Source organism: Embleya sp. NPDC020886, assembly GCF_044333915.1.
Taxonomy (GTDB): domain Bacteria; phylum Actinomycetota; class Actinomycetes; order Streptomycetales; family Streptomycetaceae; genus Embleya.
Genome location: NZ_JBIRRX010000021.1, coordinates 87,252 through 103,324 on the forward strand (window position 1 = coordinate 87,252; position 16,073 = coordinate 103,324).

Genomic DNA, 16,073 nt, shown 5'->3' on the forward strand with positions numbered 1-16,073 from the left:
GAGGGGTCGGTCAAGGGGATTCGACGGGGCCCGCGAGGTGTCCGCAGGCGACCGGTGTCACCCGGCCGGTCACGCTGCCTCGCACCACGAGGCCGTTCTCGACCGTCACCGTGCACTCGAGCAGTGCGGGGCGGCCCGCCTCGGCTCCCTGGCGGACCGTGTATCCGTGCTCGCCGTTCGTGGCGGGCAGTCGCCCGGCGACGATCAGCCACCCGCCCAGGGCCATGGCCACCGGTCCGCACGCGGGGTCCTCGGGGATGCCGAAGCCGGGGGCGAACAGCCGGGCCCGGGCGAGGCGATCGGCCGGGTCCCAGGTGAACAGGCACAGAGCCGGCAGCGCGACGTCGCGCATGTGCGCGTAGTCGGGTCGGGCCCGGGCGATCGCGCCGGCGCGGACCGGGAGCACCGCGAAGCCCCCGCCGAAGCCCGCCAGTCGCGGCCCGCCGTCGCCGTCCGCATCGGCGAGGTCGGCCTCGGTCAGCCCCACCGCGTCGAGCAGTGGTTGCCGATCCAGCGGCTCGCCGCGCACCGGCCCCGTCGCGTGCAGGGTGGCGCGGTCGGCCCGCGCCGCGAGCACTTGGCGTCCGGTGCCACATTCCTGCACCAGCCGGCCGGTGGGAACGCGGCCCAACCGAGCCAGCGTGGCGGCGGTCCCCACGCCGGAATGCGCGCCGTGCGGTGATTCGGCGTCCGGACCGAAGACGCGTACCCGGTACGACGCGTGGGGCGAGGTCGCGGGGAGGACGAAGGCGGTTTCCGCGGCGCCGAGTTCCGCCGCGACGCACTGCATCACGGCGGACGAGAGTCCCGTCGCGTCGGGGACCACGGCCAGGGCGCTGCCCGTGAAGGGACGGTCGGTGAACATGTTGACGAGCTCGTAGCCGATCATCGTGTGTCCGTCGACGTGAAGAGCTTGCCGGCGATCCGCTCCACGACCTCGGGGCTGCCCTGGTAGGGGAAGTCGGCTCGGGGCCAATGGACGACCAGGTCGGTGAAGCCGATGTCCGCGAACAGCCCGCAGGCGTCCTCGTAGGCGTCCACCGAATCGATCACGCCGGTGATCATCGCGCCGGTGACGACCAGGCGGCGCACCGTCGAGGGGTCGCGGCCGATGTCCGCGCACGCCGCGTCGAGGACTTGCGCCTGTGCGCGAAGGTTCGCGATCGCCGATGCGTAGCCGCTTGGTTCACCCCAGCCGGGGTCGCCGGCCGTCACCCAGATGTCGGCGTGGCGAGCCGCCAGCCGGATGCCTCGGGGGCCGGTCGCGGCGATGGCAAGGGGCAGGCGCGGGCGCTGGACGCAGCCCGGCACCATGAAGGCGCCGTGGGCTTCGAACCAGGCACCCCGGTGGTCGGTCACCCGTCGGCGCAGCAGCAGGTCGGTCATTTCGACGAACTCCGCGAAACGGTCGTGGCGTTCGGCCGGGGACGGGGGTGTGTGGCCCAGCACCCGGTCGTCGTGGCCTCCGGCGCCGGCGCCGAGTCCGCAGATCAGCCGGCCGTCCGAGATGTCGTCGAGGGTCATCAATTCCTTGGCGAAGGTCACCGGGTGCCGGTAGGACGCGCTGGCGACCATCGTCCCGAGTCCGATCCGGGAGGTGGCCTCGGCCGCGGCCGCCAGCGTGGGGACGGCGCCGAACCAGGGCTTTTCGCGGAACCATCGCCACATCAGGTGGTCGTAGGTCCACGCGTGGTCGAAGCCGAGTTCCTCGGCGTGCGTCCACAGTCGCCGCGCGTGTAACCAGCGCTGCTCGGGCAGCAGGATCACCCCGTGCCGCATGGTGCTCACGAGGCGGTCATCTCCTTGGCCACCCGGGCCGCGGAGAAGCCGGCGGCCAGACCGGCGACGCGAAAGAGCGAGGGGGTCAGATCCTCCTCGCACTCCACGATGTCGGGATGTCGCATCTCCGCCAGTGTCTCGTCTCGGCTCTCGGGCGACCCCGGGTACAGGCCGTTCGTGGCGAGGTCCATCACGATGGCCTTGTTGCGCCGCAACAATTGCGCCAGGATCTCCTGCCGCGTGGTCGGCGCCCGCAGGGTCAGGAAGTAGCAGTCGAAGATCCCCTCCCACATGCGGGGCTGGTTGGCGTCGCGTTGCGCGACGGACTGCTGGAGCAGCGACCTGCCGCCTTCCACCAGCTTGGCCGCGACCCCCAGGTGGATGCGGTGGCTCAACTCGACCTGTCGGACCAGCCGTTCCCGCTCGGAGTCGACCACGGGTGGCAGTTTCCGGCCTCGGAACAGGCTTCGTACCGGCGGGTAGTCCGGCGCCCAGGTACCGCTGAAGGTGCTGTGCAGCCGATGCATGCTCGGTCGGATGTCCGCGTTGTAGATGGCGCTGTTGCACGAGCCCGTGTACAGCAGCATCCCGCAGTACGCCCGCACGTATTCCGTCACGGCGACCGAGGCGGCCTCGCGGTCCTTCGGGTTCGAGGACAGTCGCGACAGTTCGTCCGCCAGCAGGCGCCAGATCACGAAGGAGACGTGATGGCCGATGATCCAGCGAAACCAGAACAGTTGCCCCAGGCGGCTGTCGTCGACGGGTGGGGTGATCCCGAAGCCCTCCTTGGCCCGGGCCAGAAAGCCCAGGCACGCGTCGTCGAGGTCGGCTTCGTCGCGACTGCCGCCGTCGGGCGCGGCGCTGTTCGGCGCCGGCATCGTCAGCGGTTCCAGGCCGTAGGGGTAGTCGCCGAAGTCCCAGCCGTGGGTGCCGGGCAGGGAGAGTGCGGCGACGGCCGACGGGCGCCTCATGCGTTCTCCCCCACTGCTCCCCCGATGCAGGTGAACTCGAATTCCAGGCCGTTCACGTCGAGACAGTAGAAACTTTGGGTGCCCTGCGCGTCGGTCACGATCTCGGTGGGTTGCTCCGGGTCGACGAACGCGTAGCGGTGCGAACCGGAGAGTTCCAACCAACGGCTGCGCCAGGTACGCAGTTCGGCGGGCGTTTCGACGCCCAGGCACACGTGTTGGAAACGAGGTGCGTCCGGCGCGGCCCGGCGCTCGGTGGGAGTGCCGCGTTCGAAGAGATGGAAGTGCGCGGCCCCGACGGCCAGTTCGGCCATCCGCACGACGCCGGGCAGGCGGGATACGGTCAGGTCCGAGAATATGTCCGTCGCCCAGGTCAGCCGGCCGCCGAAGAAGTCCTCGTACCATGAAATCGAGTTGTCGAGGTTGTCCGTCTGCACCGCGATGTGGTGCAGAACGGGCACCGATTCGAGATCGGGCATACGAATCCTCTCAGGTGGCCGGCGGCCTGCGTCGGCCCGGTTCCGACATCCTGCGTGGTTCAGAGCCTTTCGAGTTCGAAGATGACCTCGCCGACGGCGACGTCGATCGAATTTTTGCTCCTGAGCCGCCAACCGCCTTCCTCGAAAACGGATTCCCAGTCGCGCACGGTCGGAATGAAGGTGCCCATCATGTCGTGCGCGACCTCGAATCCCAGCGCGAAGATCGGCAGGTCACGGTCGGCGACTCCCTCGCTGCGGGTGGCGTCACCCAGCAGGAATCTGCGCGCCCGCGGGAACAGGGTGCGCAGCCGCCGAAGGTTTTCGATGCACCGTTGCCGGGGCCAGAAGTCGTGCCCCATCATGAAGCAGGTCAGGAGTTCGACCTCTTCGAACGCCGGAACCGGGGCCATCGTCAGCACGTCGGCCTGCACGAACGTCATCCGGTCGGCAAGGCCGGCCGCGGCCGCCGCGGCGGTTGCCATCCGTACGGCCGGCTGGGCGATGTCGATGCCCACGGCCCGGGTACCCGGATGGCGGCCGAGGAGTTGCATGAGCCGCTCGCCGCTGCCGCAGCCCAGGTCGGCGACGACGTGAAAGTCGAAGTCCAGGCCCTGCACCGTCTGCCAGAACCAGGGGTCGTAGCAGAACTCGCTGATCTCCCGGCACGCGAAGGCGATGGCGGCGCTGTCGCGCGGGCAGAAATTTCCCACCCGGTTCTCGGTACGCACGACCTCGGGCGCCCGCCGGAACAGATCGGCACTCCCCCTGGTGAGCCAGTGAAAGAACGATTTGTTTCGGTATGCCTCGGAGAAGTGGACGCCCGGTAATATCTTGAACTCTTCGCGCTCGACGATCTCGACCGCCGACAGTGCCCGAAAGAGGCCGAGAACGGAAACGGTGTCGAGTCCCCGTTCGGCCGCGAAACTCTGCACGTCGAGCATTCCCTGCGTGTGTAACTCGTCAAACATACCGAGTTCCCAGGCGGCACCGATGGCCGAAGCCGCCACCGCAGAATTGTATATGTGGGTTATCGCTCTTTCGCTGTCCCCCGGCGTCACATCCACCCCTCTCACGCAAAATGGTGAGAAACAAAAATTTACGACAGGCGACATTTAATATCCATGATCACGATCGGGTAACGCAAGTGACGTGCGTCACATCGGCGTCGTGTTGACAGGGCGACCGCACCGACGGCAGGTTCACCATGACCCACCTGGACGACCAGGGCCGCCGACCACTCGGCACGCCGGGACGGCGGCTTGAATTCATGTCACCCCGCCTGTCTCGCGGCCTCCCTGGATAGGGCTTGGCGCGACCGTCGGACCGGAATGCGGCAGAGTGACTGGAGTTCACGTTGTCCGATTCGTCAGCAGACATACACTTATCAGGAAATTCTTCCGTCTCGTCATATACCGAGTGGGATCCACTCGAAGAAGTGATTGTCGGGATAGTTGACGACGCCACGTTTCCCCCGTGGCACGCGTCACTGGAACCGGTCATTCCGGCGCACCAGCACGAGACCTTCCGCCGCCGCGGCGGGCAACCGTTTCCCGCGGAGCTGATCGCCGCGGCCCGCAAGGAACTCGACGAGTTCGTGCACATCCTCGAAGCCGAGGGGGTAACGGTCCGACGCCCCGAGCCGGTCGCGCAGCGCACGCCCTACGCCACGCGCGACTGGACCAGCACCGGTCTGTACGCGGCCATGCCGCGGGACTGCCTCCTTGTGGTGGGCGAGGACGTCATCGAGTGCCCGATGGCCTGGCGCTCCCGGTACTACGAGAGCCTCGCCTACCGGCCGCTCCTGAAGGAGTACTTCCGGACCGGCGCCCGGTGGAGCGCCGGACCCAAGCCCGAACTCACCGACGCACAATACGACTTGACCTGGACCGAGCCGGCCGAGGGGATGCCGACCCGGCTGATCGTGACCGAGTTCGAGCCGACCTTCGACGCGGCCGACTTCCTGCGGCTCGGGCGCGACATCGTCGCGCAGAAGAGCAACGTCACGAACGAGTTCGGTATCGACTGGCTGCGCCGCCATCTCGGTGATCGATACCGGATCCACGTCCTCGAGTTCGACGACACGCACCCCATGCACATCGACGCCACGCTGGCCCCGCTGGCTCCCGGGAAGCTGCTCGTGCACCCCGAGCGGGTGTCGAAGGTACCCGCGATCTTCAAGGGCTGGGACGTGATGCGCGCCCCCCGGCCGGTGATTCCCGACAGTCACCCGCTCTACCTGACCAGCAAGTGGATCAACATGAACGTCCTGATGCTGGACGAGAACCGCGTCGTGGTCGAACGCGACGACGAGCCGATGATCTCCGCGATGAAGGAGTGGGGCTTCACCCCCATCCCGTGCAGCTTCCGCAACTTCAACAGTTTCGGTGGCTCCTTCCACTGCGCCACCCTCGACGTGCGACGCAGCGGCGGACTCGACTCCTATCTCGACCACCCCGGCTGACCCACCGCAGGGAGCACCTCGCCAAGCGTCGTCTCGATCTGGAGTGTGAGATGTCGGACCGCAGCGCCGGACGTATCGAGCTCATGGCAGGGCAGCGGGGCCTGTGGTACGCCCATCGATTCGACCCCGAGAGCCCGATCCTCAACGAGGGCGAGTATCTCGACATCGACGGCTCCCTCGACATCGGCCTGTTCGAGGAGGCATTGCGGCAGACCGTGTCCGAGGCGGAGACCCTGCGGCTGAGATTCTTCGAGGACGAGCACGGGCTCCGCCAGGAGGTCGACCCGGACCTCGAACATCGCCTGCACGTCGTCGACGTCAGCGCGGACCGGGACCCGCACCGGTCCGCGCTGGAGTGGATGAGTGCCGATCTGGCCCGCCCGCGCGACCTCGAACGCGGGCCGCTCGTCACGTTCGCGCTCTTCAAGCTGCACGATCGGCGTTTCCACTGGTACCAGGGCTGCCACCACATCGTGAACGACGGATTCGGCTTTCCCCTGGTGGTCGCCCGCGTCGCCGAGCTCTACACCGCCCTGTTCGAGGGCGGCTCGGCCGACGGCGAACCCCTCGAGTCCGTGCAGGCCCTCGTCGACGCCGATGCGGCGTACCGCGCCTCCCCCGCGTTCGAGGAGGACCGCCGGTACTGGCTCGACCTGCTGGCGGACCGGCCCCGCCCGGTTTCCCTGGCCGGCGGGGCGGTGCAAGGACCGGCCCGCGCGCGCCGGCGCGAGACGAGGAACCTGGACCCCGCGGCGGCCGACCGACTCCGGTCCGCCTGCCGCGCCTTCGGAACCAACCTGGCCGGCCTCGCGGTCGCGGCCACCGCGCTCTTCGCCGCCCGGGCCACGGGCGAGACGGACGTGGTCATCGGCTTCGCCGTACCCGGCCGCGGCCCCGGCATCGAGCAGACGATTCCCGGAGTCGTGGCCAACGTGGTCCCCATCCGCCTGTCGGTGCATCCCGAGACGACCATGGCGGACCTGGTCGACCGAAGCCTTGTCCAGGTCCTGGAGGCGATGCGCCACCAGCGTTACCGCTACGAGGACATCCGCCACGACCTCGGCCTCGCCCCGGGGGAGGTGCCCTGGGCGGTCTCGCTGAACGTCATGCCGTTCGACTACCGAGTCACCCTCGCCGGCCGGCCCTTCGTCGCCCACAACCTCGCCACCGGGCCCTTCGAGGAGATCTCCCTGAACCTGTGGGACATCTCGCGCGACGGCAGCCTGCAACTGGCCGTCGACACCGACCCCGACCGGTTCGACGAGCGCACGCACGCCGGCTGCGCGCGCCTGCTCGACGAAGCGCTCGACCGCGTCGTCGACACGCCGGGCCACACCCCGGTGGGCCGAATCGACGTGCTGCCGGCCGCCGTTCGGCGGCTGCTCCTGACCCGGTGGAACCCCCCGTCCGCACCGCTCCCCCCGCGCACCCTGTCCGAACTGCTCGCCGAGCAGGCCCTGCGCACCCCGGAGCGGACCGCGCTGGTGTACGGGGACACCTCCTTGACGTATGCCGAACTCCGGGCCCGGGCGGCGCGGCTGGCCCGCGTGCTCACCGAGCGGGACGTCGGACCCGAGCAGTTCGTGGCCGTACTGCTGCCCCGCTCCCCGGCGGGCGTGGTGGCCTTCCTGGCCATCCTCACCGCCGAAGGCGCCTACGTGCCGATCGATCCCGGGTACCCGCCGGAGCGCATCGCGTACATGCTCGACGACGCGCGACCGGCACTGGTGGTGACGACGGCGGACCTGGCGCGGAAACTTCCACCCGGCTGGACCGGACCACGGTGTCTGCTGGTGGACGAGGTCACCGGCGCCGCCGACCGGACGCCCCTCGCCGAGTCACGCGACGCACCCGCGCCCGACCTCCTCCCGACGCATCCGGCGTACGTGATCTACACCTCGGGGTCGACCGGACGTCCCAAGGGAGTGGTGATCGAACACCGGTCGATCGCCCGGTACGTGGCCCACGCCGTCCAGGCGTACGGCGTGGGCGAGCAGGACCGTGTCCTGGCGGCGTACGCCTTCACCTTCGACGGTTCCATGCTCGAACTGTGGGTCTCCCTGGCCGCCGGGGCGCAGATCGTGCTGGCCGACGACGACCAACGGCTCGACGCCGAAGCCCTGCAACGGCTGATGGCCGCCCACCGGGTCACCGTCGCGCATCTGTCCCCGGCCCTGATGCATCTGCTGCGGCCCGACGAACTGCCCTCGCTGCGCACGGTGTCCGCCGGTGGCGAGCGCGTGCCGGCAACGCTCGTGGACCAGTGGGCCGCGGACGGACGAGAGTTCTGGAACGGATACGGACCCACCGAGACCACCGTCGACGCCGCGCAGAAGCTGTGTGTCGCGCCCTCCGACGGCCGATCGCCGCCCATCGGCCCACCGGTCGCCCACGCCGCCGCGTACGTGCTGGACGCCGGTCTGCACCTGCTGCCCCCGGGCGCCGTCGGCGAGCTCTACATCGCCGGACCCGGCCTGGCCCGGGGCTATCTGCGGCGCCCCGGCCTCACCGCCGAGCGCTTCGTCCCGAACCCCTTCGGTGCGCCCGGATCGCGGATGTACCGTACCGGGGACCTGGTGCGCTGGACGTCGGACGGCGATCTGGACTTCGTCGGGCGGGCGGACCGCCAGGTCAAGATCCGCGGCTTCCGGATCGAGCCGGGCGAGGTGCAGGCCGCCCTGGCCCGGTGCGCCGGCGTCGCCGCCGCGCTCGCCGTGGTGCGCGAGGACCCCGGCACCGACAAGCGCCTGGTCGGCTACCTGGTGCCCGCAGCGGGAGCGCGGCCGGACATCGCCGCGATCCGTGCGCAGGTGGCCGGCTTCCTGCCCGACTACATGGTGCCCGCCGCCTTCGTCGTGCTGGACGCGCTGCCGTTGACCACCGCGGGAAAGGTGGACGAGCGCGCCCTGCCCGCACCCTCCCGCCAGGCCCCGAGCGGCGGACGCGAGCCCGGCACACCCGCGGAGAAGGCACTGTGCGCGATCTTCGCCCAGGTGTTGGGCCTGACCTCGGTCGGCGTCGACGACAGCTTCTTCGCGCTGGGCGGCCACTCCCTGTCGGCGACGCGCCTGCTCACCCGGATCCGGACCGTGCTCGGCCGGGAGACGGGCATTCGGACCGTGTACGAGGCACCGACCGTCGCGGCACTGGCCGCCCGGCTCGGCACGGCCGGCCCGGCCCGGCCCGCACTGGTCCCGGCGGTGCGGCCCGACCGGATCCCGCTGTCGTTCGCCCAGTCCCGACTGTGGTTCCTTCGACAATTCCAGGGGCCGGTCGCCACCTACAACGAGGGCATGGGGCTGCGTCTGCTCGGTGCCTTGGACGTCGCCGCCCTGCGCGCCGCGCTGCGCGACCTGGTGGGCCGGCACGAGGTCCTGCGCACCGTGTTCCCGGCCGACGACGGCCATCCGTATCAGCACGTGCTCTCCGCCGACTCGGTCGACCTCGACCTGCCCGTGGTGCCGATCGACCCGGCCGACCTGGCACAGGACCTGGCCCGGGCCACCCGGCGGGCGTTCGACCTGGAGTCGGAGATCCCGCTGCGCGCGCGGTTGGTCGCCCTGTCGCCCAGTGAACACGTCCTGTTGCTGGTGATGCACCACATCGCCGGCGACGCCTGGTCGTTGCGTCCGCTGTTGGCTGATCTGGGCCGGGCATACACCGAGCGCGCCGCAGGACGGGACCCCGGCTGGGCGCCGCTCCCGGTCCAGTACGCCGACTACACCCTGTGGCAGCGGAACCGGCTCGGCTCGGCGGCGGATCCGGACAGTGTCCACGCCGGACAACTGGCCTACTGGCGGCGGGCCCTGGCCGAGCTGCCGCAGGAGATCAGCCTCCCGTCGGACCGGCCCAGGCCCGCCCTGCCCTCCTACGCGGGCGACTCGGTTCCGCTGGAGATCCCGGCGCACGTGCACCTGGGGCTGGTGAACCTGGCCCGGGCACACGACGCGAGCACGTTCATGGTGCTCCAGGCCGTGCTGGCCGTGCTGCTGTCCAAACTCGGAGCCGGCGACGACGTCCCCATCGGTGCGCCGGTGGCCGGACGTCTGGACGACGCGCTGGAGGAACTGGTGGGGTTCTTCACCAACACCCTCGTGGTGCGTACGGACCTGTCGGGAGATCCGACCTTCACCGAGTTGCTCGCCCGGGTGCGGGAAACCTGCCTGGACGCCTACGCCCACCAGGACGTCCCCTTCGAACTGCTGGTCGGCGACCTGGCGGTGGAGCGTTCCCTGGCCCGGCATCCCCTGTTCCAGGTAGCGCTCGTGCTGCGCAACACGCGCTCGGGCGAACTGGTGCTGCCCGGCATCGAGGTGCACCCCGAGTCGGTGTGGACCGGCATGTCCCCGTTCGACCTGGTGGTGGAGTTCGACGACGAGTCCGCCGGGTCGCAGGGCCCCACTGGACTGAGCGGCGCCCTGCTCTTCGGCACCGACCTGTTCGACCGGAGCACCGCGTCGTCCATCGCGGACCGGCTGCGGCGCCTGCTCGCCCAGGTGGTGAGCGAGCCCACCCGCCGGATCGGCGCGTTCGAACTGTGGGCGCCCGGCGAGCGCGAGCGGGTGGTGCGGGACTGGAACGACACGGATCACCCGGTCGTCGCGACCACGCTGCCGGCCCTGTTCGAGTCCCGGGTCGAGCAGGGCCCCGAGCGCACGGCGGTCACCGCGCCCGACGGGAGCATGACGTACCGCGAGTTCAACGCCCGGGTGAACCGGCTGGCGAGGCTGCTGGTGGCCGCCGGGGTGGGGCCCGAATCCGTCGTCGCCCTGGCCGTGCCCCGCTCGCTCGACCTGGTGGCGGCGGTGTGGGCGGTGCTCAAGGCGGGTGCGGCGTACCTGCCGCTGGATCCGCAGTATCCGGCCGAGCGGATCGCCTTCCTCCTCGACGACGTCCGGCCGGCCCTGCTGCTGACCACCGTGCGCACGAGTGCGGAACTGCCGCCCGGCGTCCCGCGCCTGCTCCTGGACGAGCCGCGGACCGGCGCCGCGGCGGCCGCCGAGTCGGCCGAGGACCTGCGCGACGACGAACGGACCGGGCCGTTGTCGGCGCTGCACCCGGCGTATGTGATCCACACGTCCGGCTCGACCGGCAGGCCCAAGGGCGTCACCATGGGTACGGGTGCGATGGTGAACCTGGTGCAGGCGCACGCCCGGTGGGTCCGGCGGGAGCGGACGGGCATCGGCGGCCCGGTGGCGCAGTTCGCGGCGATCAGCTTCGACGTCTCGGCCTGGGAGATCATCGAGACCCTCACCTCCGGCAGGCACCTGGTCGTCCCCGACGACGAGGTCCGGCGCGACCCGGCGGCGTTCACCAGATGGCTGGACAAGCACGAGGTGGAGCAGTTCTGCGCGCCGAACGTGATGGTGGAGGCGGTGTGCGAGGCGGCCCCGGCCCAGGGGTTGGCGCTGCCGGCACTGCGCGACATCGGACAGGGCGGCGAGGTGCTGCGACTGACCCCCGGGGTCCGGGAGTTCCTGTCCGCGCGGCCGAAGGTGCGGCTGCACAATCTCTACGGCCCCACCGAGACGCATCTGGTGACCGCCTTCTCGCTGCCGGCGGACCTGACGCACTGGGAGTCCTCGACCGCGCCGTTGGGAACGCCGATCTGGAACACCCGGATGTACGTGCTGGATCGAACCCTGCGGCCGGTTCCGCCGGGGGTGACCGGTGAGTTGTACATCGCCGGCGCGGCCCTGGCCCGCGGGTACTGGAATCGTCCCGGCCTGACCGCCGACCGGTTCGTGCCGAACCCCTTCGACGACCCCGGCGAGCGCATGTACCGCACCGGCGACCTGGTGCGCTGGTCCGGCGACGGTTGGCTGGACTATGTGGGCCGCGTCGACGAGCAGGTCAAGGTGCGCGGGTTTCGGATCGAGCCCGGAGAGGTGGAAGCGGTGCTCGGCCGGCACCCGGACGTCGACCGGGTCGCGGTCGTCGTGCGCGAGGACCAGGCAGGAGAGAAGCGGCTGGTCGCCTACGTCGTGCCGGCCGCGGGCACCCGTCCGGACCCGGTCGCGCTGCGCCGCTTCGTGGCCGAGTCGGTGCCGGACTTCCTGGTGCCCACCGCGGTGCTGATCCTGGCCGACCTGCCGCTGACCGTGAGCGGCAAGGTCCATCGCCGGGCGCTGCCCGCCCCGGACTTCGCGCAGTTCGCCTCGACCCGGGCACCGGCTACACCGGAAGAGGAGGCCCTGTGTGCGCTGTTCGCGGACGTACTGCGACTGGAGCGGGTCGGACCGGACGACTCCTTCTTCGACTTCGGCGGTCATTCGCTCCTGGCCACCCGACTGACGAGCCGGATCCGGACCGTGCTGGGCATCGACGTCGCGGTGGGCGCGGTGTTCGAGGCGCCGACGCCGGCGGCGCTGGCCGCCCGGGTCAAGGGCACGAAACGTTCGCGCCGGCCGGCGTTGCGGCGGATGCCCCGCCCGGGGCCCGCGGCCGAAGAACGGAGCGACGGCTCGTGATCCACTCGGACCGCACCCACCTGGGGTACCGCCGATGATTCCGCTGTCGTACGCGCAACACCGGATCTGGTTCCTCAACAAGCTGGACGACGGGACGGGCTACCGCATCCCGTTGGTGTACCGACTCGTCGGGGAGCCGGACGTGGCGGCGCTGCGGGCCGCGTTCACCGATGTCCTGGCCAGACACGAGAGCCTGCGCACGGTCTTTCCCGAGTCCGACGGCGCCCCCCGCCAAGTGGTCCTGGAGGACTCCGCGGCCTGGCCCGTCCTGGCGGTCGAACGAATTCGGCCGCCGGAACTGCCCGGGGTCCTTCGAGCCGCGGGAGCGCACGTCTTCGACCTCACCACCGAAGCACCCGTGCGGTTCACCCTGCTCTCGCTCGGACCGGACGAGCACGTCCTGCTGATCCTCCTGCACCACATAGCGGCGGACGGCTGGTCGCGAGAACCACTCCTGCGCGACCTGGCGACCGCCTATGGGGCGCGGTGCGCGGGGCGGGCGCCGGGCTGGGATCCGCTGCCGGTCCAGTACATCGACTACACCCTGTGGCAGCGTGAACTGCTCGGCGACGAGGCTGATCCGAACAGTCTGATCAGCGAGCAACTGGCCTACTGGCGCGGCGCCTTGGCCGGCATCCCGGAGAACCTGTCGCTGCCCCTGGACCGGCCTCGGCCGGCCGCGGCCTCCCATCGCGGCGAGACGATCCCGATGCTGATCGCACCGCGAACGCACCTGGCCCTGATCGAGTTGGCCAGACAGGAGCGGGTCAGTCTCTTCATGGTGTTGCAGGCCGGGCTCGCCGCCCTGTTGACCCGGCTGGGCGCCGGCACCGACATCCCCATCGGCTCGGCCGTCGCCGGCCGGTCCGACGAGGCGATGGACGATCTGGTGGGGATGTGCGTCAACACGCTGGTGCTGCGCACCGACACCGGCGGCAATCCGTCGTTCCGGCAACTCCTGGCCCGGGTACGGGAGACGGATCTGGCGGCGTACGCACGTCAGGACGTGCCGTTCGAACGGCTCGTCGACGTGCTCTCCCCCTCCCGTTCGGCAGCGTGGAACCCGCTGTTCCAGGTCATGCTCGTCCTGGAGGACCGCACCACGAACCTCCCGTACCTCCCGGGCCTGCCCGCCACCGAGGAACCGATCGACAACCCGGACTCGAAAGTCGACCTGTCACTCCACCTCCGGGAGCGACAGACCGGCGACGGCAGCCCCGACGGCCTGGAAGGCGGCCTGGAGTTCGCCCGCGATCTGTTCGACTCGATCACCGCCGAACACATGGTCGAACGACTGGAGTCGGTGCTCGCGACCATGGCTGCGGACCCGGACCGCTCCATCGGCGACGTGGAGATTCTCCGGCCCGGTGAGCGCGGCGCCCTCCTCGGCGCGTGCCGCCCGGCCCCGGCTCGAACCCGGGAGCAGTTGCTCCCCGGGCTCTTCGAGGCGCAGGTGGCGCGTACTCCGGAGGCGACGGCACTGATCGCCGGGCAGGCACGGACGACCTACCGGGCACTGAACGCGCGGGCCGACCGGCTGGCCCGATGGCTGACCGGCCGGGGTATCGGCGCCGAGGACATCGTGGCGCTGCTGCTGCCCCGCTCCATCGACGCGGTCGTCGCCATGCTCGCCGTGCTCAAGGCCGGCGCCGCGTACCTGCCGGTGGACCCGGATTACCCGGCCGCCCGGATCGCCTTCATGCTCACGGACTCGGCGCCCACGCTGCTCATCACCACGGGGAGCGCGGCCGGCCCGGCCGGGGCGGGCACCGTCCCCGTTCTGGACATCGCCGCCTGGCAGCACGAGGCGGCGGATACGCCGCCCGAAGCGGGACCGACCCCGAGTGCGCGGGCCGGTGTGCCGCACGAGGCGAACGCCGCCTATGTGATCTACACCTCCGGTTCCACCGGCCGCCCCAAGGGCGTGGTGGTGGAACACCGTTCCCTGGCCGCCTACGTGGAACAGGCACGGGCGGCGTATCCGAGCGCGTCCGGGTCGAGCCTGGTCCATACCTCGCTGTCCTTCGACCTGACGGTGACCGCCCTGTACACCCCGCTGGTGAGCGGCGGGCACGTGCGGTTGGACGACTTGGCCGGGCCCCACACCGGCCCGCACCGCCACTCCCTCTTGGACGTCACACCGAGCCATCTCGACCTGATGGCGGCGATGCCGGTGGATCCCTCGCCGACCCGATGCCTGCTGATCGGCGGTGAGGCGTTGCGCGGGGAGTCGCTGGCCGGGTGGCGGGAGCAACACCCGGACGTCGTGGTCCACAACGTCTACGGCCCCACCGAGGCGACCGTGGACTGCGCCCGGTTCCGGCTCGACCCGGGCGAGCCCACACCGCCCGGACCGGTTCCCATCGGCCGCCCCCACGACGGCCTGAGCATGTACGTCCTGGACGAGCGGCTGCGCCCGGTGCCGAGCGGCGTCGCGGGCGAACTGTACGTGGCGGGTCCGGCCCTCGCGCGAGGCTACCTGGGCCGGTTCGCGCTGACGGCCGAGCGTTTCGTGGCGGATCCGTTCGGCCGGGCCGGTGCCCGGATGTATCGCACCGGTGATCTGGTCCGCCTGCGCTCCGACGGCGAACTCGAATACGTCGGGCGGGCGGACCACCAGATCAAATTGCGCGGCCACCGCATCGAGCCGGGCGAAGTGGAGGCCGCGCTGCTGGCCCTGCCCGGGATCTCCCGGTGCGCGGTCGTGGTCCACGAGCGTTCTTCCGACGACAGACGCCTGATCGGGTATGTCGTCCCGACCGGTCCGGTCGCGAGCGTGAGCCCGGCAGCCGTCCGGGCGGCCCTCGCCGACGCACTGCCCGCGCCGATGGTCCCCTCGGCCGTCGTGGTCCTTGCCCAACTGCCGGTCACGCCACACGGCAAGCTCGACCGCGCCGCTCTTCCGCTGCCGGAGACCGACGCACCGGTCGGTGACCGGCGGGCGCCGCGTACCCCGGCGGAGGCGTCGCTGTGCCAGGTGTTCGCCGAGGTGATCGGCGTCGACACGGTCGGCATCGACGACGGATTCTTCGAGTTGGGCGGGCACTCGCTGCTCATGCCGCGGTTGCTCACCCGGGCCAAGGAGGCCCTGGGGCTGGAACTGACCCTGAAGCAGTTGTTCGTGCGACCCACCGTGGCGCAGCTGCTCCGGGACCAGCCCGCGACGGCGGACCTGCTCGGCCCGCTGATCCGCCTACGCGGCGGAACGGGTCGGCCGCTGTGGTGCATCCATCCGGGGAGTGGCCTGGGCTGGAGTTACGCGGGCCTGCTGCCGTACATTCCGGCCCGACACCCGGTGTACGCCCTCCAGGCGCGCGGCCTCGACGGCTCCACCGCCCTGGCCGGCAGTTTCCCCGGGCTCGTCCGGGACTACTGCGCGCGGATCGTCGACATGCAACCGAACGGGCCGTATCTGCTTGTCGGTTGGTCCTTCGGCGGAGCCACGGCCCATGCCGTCGCGGTCCGACTGCGCGCGTCGGGGCATGCGGTCGCTCTGCTCGCCGCCATCGACGCCTGGCCGGCGGGCGCCCGTACCGATCGCGACACCGAAGAGCCCTCCGACGTCCGGCTGGTGGCCTTCGACGGCGGGGAGGCGATGGCGGCCCTGGACGAGGAGTCGGTGGCCGCGCTGCTGCGGGCCACCGGCAACAACATCCGCCTCCTGCAGGATCCGGGGATCGTCCCGGAGTTCTTCGACGGCTCGCTGCTGCTCTTCGAGGCCGCGCCCGGCGGCCGAGGAACGCAGGCCGGGCAACGGTGGCGGTCCTGCATCGGCGGGGACATCGCGGTGGTGCCGGTGGACAGCGAGCACCTGCGGATGATGCGCCCCGCGGCGCTGCGCGTGATCGGACCGGTCCTCGCCCGGGCGTTGCGATCGACGATGCCCCTGTCGCCGGCGATCAAGGAGCGGATCTGA

8 protein-coding genes are annotated in these 16,073 nt (G+C 70.8%); 3 read left to right on the plus strand and 5 right to left on the minus strand.

The window, feature by feature from the left end; genetic code table 11:
• Positions 1 to 10: 10 nt before the first annotated feature.
• From ACH4U8_RS41885 to ACH4U8_RS41905, 5 genes are read right to left on the minus strand one after another with little or no spacing between them, the layout of a single operon-like run.
• A complete protein-coding gene (locus tag ACH4U8_RS41885) occupies positions 11 to 889 on the minus strand; it encodes a PhzF family phenazine biosynthesis protein (RefSeq protein ID WP_395783556.1) in 879 nt (292 codons plus the stop codon).
• Complete coding sequence (locus ACH4U8_RS41890) at positions 886 to 1,779, minus strand: LLM class flavin-dependent oxidoreductase (protein WP_395783639.1); 894 nt, start codon at positions 1,777 to 1,779, stop codon at positions 886 to 888. The genes ACH4U8_RS41885 and ACH4U8_RS41890 overlap by 4 nt, the downstream gene beginning before the upstream one ends.
• A 5-nt stretch (positions 1,780 to 1,784) precedes the next feature.
• Positions 1,785 to 2,750, minus strand: a complete 966-nt coding sequence (locus tag ACH4U8_RS41895; RefSeq protein WP_395783558.1) for a hypothetical protein — start codon at positions 2,748 to 2,750, stop codon at positions 1,785 to 1,787.
• Positions 2,747 to 3,226 (minus strand): VOC family protein, encoded by a 480-nt coding sequence (locus tag ACH4U8_RS41900; protein WP_395783560.1) that lies wholly within the window; start codon positions 3,224 to 3,226, stop codon positions 2,747 to 2,749. The genes ACH4U8_RS41895 and ACH4U8_RS41900 overlap by 4 nt, the downstream gene beginning before the upstream one ends.
• 59 nt (positions 3,227 to 3,285) lie before the next feature.
• Positions 3,286 to 4,233, minus strand: coding sequence for a class I SAM-dependent methyltransferase (locus tag ACH4U8_RS41905; protein ID WP_395783562.1), 948 nt, complete (start codon positions 4,231 to 4,233; stop codon positions 3,286 to 3,288).
• Positions 4,234 to 4,661: 428 nt separating this feature from the next.
• Here ACH4U8_RS41905 and ACH4U8_RS41910 point away from each other — a divergent pair, with 428 nt between their 5' ends.
• From ACH4U8_RS41910 to ACH4U8_RS41920, 3 genes are read left to right on the plus strand one after another with little or no spacing between them, the layout of a single operon-like run.
• Positions 4,662 to 5,687: an amidinotransferase gene (locus ACH4U8_RS41910; protein WP_395783564.1), complete on the plus strand. Its 1,026-nt coding sequence runs from the start codon at positions 4,662 to 4,664 to the stop codon at positions 5,685 to 5,687.
• A 50-nt stretch (positions 5,688 to 5,737) separates the two neighbouring features.
• Positions 5,738 to 12,157, plus strand: a complete 6,420-nt coding sequence (locus ACH4U8_RS41915) for an amino acid adenylation domain-containing protein (RefSeq protein ID WP_395783566.1) — start codon at positions 5,738 to 5,740, stop codon at positions 12,155 to 12,157.
• Between the two features lie 34 nt (positions 12,158 to 12,191).
• The gene (locus tag ACH4U8_RS41920) at positions 12,192 to 16,073 is read left to right on the plus strand and encodes an amino acid adenylation domain-containing protein (protein WP_395783568.1); all 3,882 of its coding nucleotides are present in this window, start codon (positions 12,192 to 12,194) and stop codon (positions 16,071 to 16,073) included.

Coding starts and splice junctions, on each gene's coding strand:
- ACH4U8_RS41885 (WP_395783556.1), bottom strand. CDS start 889: ATGATCGGCTACGAGCTCGTCAACATGTTCACCGACCGTCCCTTCACG.
- ACH4U8_RS41890 (WP_395783639.1), bottom strand. CDS start 1,779: ATGCGGCACGGGGTGATCCTGCTGCCCGAGCAGCGCTGGTTACACGCG.
- ACH4U8_RS41895 (WP_395783558.1), bottom strand. CDS start 2,750: ATGAGGCGCCCGTCGGCCGTCGCCGCACTCTCCCTGCCCGGCACCCAC.
- ACH4U8_RS41900 (WP_395783560.1), bottom strand. CDS start 3,226: ATGCCCGATCTCGAATCGGTGCCCGTTCTGCACCACATCGCGGTGCAG.
- ACH4U8_RS41915 (WP_395783566.1), top strand. CDS start 5,738: ATGTCGGACCGCAGCGCCGGACGTATCGAGCTCATGGCAGGGCAGCGG.
- ACH4U8_RS41920 (WP_395783568.1), top strand. CDS start 12,192: ATGATTCCGCTGTCGTACGCGCAACACCGGATCTGGTTCCTCAACAAG.